Here is a 593-nt window from a genome sequence, read left to right as displayed (position 1 = left end):
GAAGATCGCCCCCCATAGACTGAGCGCCGGAAGAGCACCCGCGCAAGCGCCGTTCAGGACGATTCCCGCCCCAAGCAACGTTAACGTGTAAAGGTCGGGCAACCTGCGCGTTTTAAGGTCCAGCCAAATCAGCCGCGCCAGCATCATCCCGAGCAAGAGCGTCGCAATGATAGCCATGGTCCCATTCTGCAGGCCAAAAATTGGTAAATTCCTCAAATAGATAAAATAATTGTAATCAAATCAGAAAGTATTTGAAACTTACCTAACGTTCGTCCGTGACTGGGGGCAACGAGTAGCCTTTGCGACCTTCGCGGCCGCTTGTTCGAACGCTTTGAGATTTTCGCGTTCGCAGACTTTGACAGATTGTCGATTGCAGGGAGTACCAAATGAATAAACCCATCCACAACATTCTGCGGGGGACGACGGCCGCAGCCGTTTGCCTTACGGCAACCTTCGCGGGGGCATCGTCCCACCGTGAAGCGCCGGCCATCACGCAGACGCCGAAAATCGACGGAACAGATTTCTATATGTTCCGCAGCTATGAACCCGGTCGCGACGACTACGTGACCCTGATCGCCAACTATCAGCCGATC

1 protein-coding gene is annotated in these 593 nt (G+C 54.0%); it reads left to right on the top strand.

The genetic code is table 11. The annotated features are described in order from the left end of the window. Positions 1-386: 386 nt before the first annotated feature. The coding region (locus A3764_RS18640; RefSeq protein WP_150122293.1) for a DUF4331 family protein at positions 387-593 on the top strand (207 nt) is incomplete at its 3' end.

The sequence above is a fragment of the Sulfitobacter sp. HI0129 genome (assembly GCF_001635395.1).
Taxonomy (GTDB): domain Bacteria; phylum Pseudomonadota; class Alphaproteobacteria; order Rhodobacterales; family Rhodobacteraceae; genus Sulfitobacter.
This window is presented reverse-complemented; position numbering and strand designations above follow the sequence as displayed.